Source organism: uncultured Campylobacter sp., assembly GCF_937890585.1.
GTDB lineage: Bacteria > Campylobacterota > Campylobacteria > Campylobacterales > Campylobacteraceae > Campylobacter_A.
Genome location: NZ_CALACG010000029.1, coordinates 1 through 1306 on the forward strand (window position 1 = coordinate 1; position 1306 = coordinate 1306).

Consider the following 1306-nt stretch of genomic DNA (forward strand, 5'->3'; position numbering starts at 1 on the left):
TATATATACCTCCATAATTCCGCTATTTGGTTCTTTTAGTCCATATCGCCCTTTTGAATATGGCTCGCTTATCTCTTTTTTAGTTGCGAAGAAAAAACCCCACTTACTTTTATCAAACTTTTGGTCAAACTCGCTTATATTTGATTTTTTAGTCCCATGATAAAAAATTTTTGGGGTTCCATCTGTGTTTTTAGTTAGTGGGGAGCTCTCTTTGTGCCAATCCTTTAAGTTTTTATTGTAAAGTTCATCTTTTATTTTTACTACGTTTATATCCTTTAACTCAGGGTATGCCTTAAATAGCTCCTTATGCCCCAGTAAGTCACCTAATTTATCTGCGTTTTGATTTTTGATTTTAGCTGGGCTATCATCTATCTCAAACTTCCAAGCGCTATCTTTATCTTTATACCAACCAGTGCTTTGCCAAATTTTAACTTCATCTTCGCCTTTTTCTAGCATAGCTTTGGCTTTTGAGAGTTTATTGGCGCTAGCGTTAAGTGCTTTTTCTCCTGCAAAAGAATTTATACTATTGCTCTTTGCTGATCCATAAATTTTAGTTAATAATTTTGGATTATCTTTTGCCATTTGTGGCATCTTTTTGCCAAGCCCAAGAATAGAATTATAAAGCTCTGGGCTTATGCGTTTAACTGCTGAAGCACTAAACTTTGACCCAAACAATGCATATATAAAACCCCTTCCAAACTCTTCAGGGCTAACGTTACCGTTTTCATCAGCACCATTTGCTGTGCCACCAAGTAAGCCACTTGCGATATGTGGGCCTGCATTGATAGTCTTAGTGTTTTTGTCTTTTTGGTTTTTAAAAGTTTTATCTAATTCTTGTGTTTGTTTTGGTATAATCTCATTTGGTAGCCCAAGCTCACTGTTTGATTTGCTACCTGGCTGGATGAAAGTTTGGATAATGCCAGCATCTTTAGAATTCTCATCTAAAAGTGCTTTTGCACCATCCGCCGTTGGCTCTGTGGCTTCGCCAAGAGTGAGCTGTGTGGGAGTAGGCGACCCCACTAGATGAGATTTTTCATTTCTTCTTAAAAGCCTCTTGTTTTCCTTGTCTGCCTTACTTGAATAAGTTGCATGGTTTAGCTTTAAATACTCGCTATCATAGTCTTTTTGTATGCCTATTTTACCAAGCTTGCCATTATCGCCGATACCAGAAACGCCGTTTGGTAAGGTGCTATTCTTTGCTTTTTCATTGATTAAATTTCCTTTTTGGGATATAATTGTTGCATCGGCTTCCGATCCTCGTTTAGCCGTTCGTGGGGAGCTTAGGTCGGAGAGCGCGTCCCCACCC

Annotated in this window: 1 protein-coding gene; it reads right to left on the reverse strand. The window is 38.4% G+C overall.

Features of this window, described 5'->3' with window-relative positions; genetic code table 11:
- On the reverse strand, positions 1-1306 hold a 1306-nt coding region (locus Q0296_RS00710; protein ID WP_366939711.1), incomplete at both ends, for an LPD23 domain-containing protein.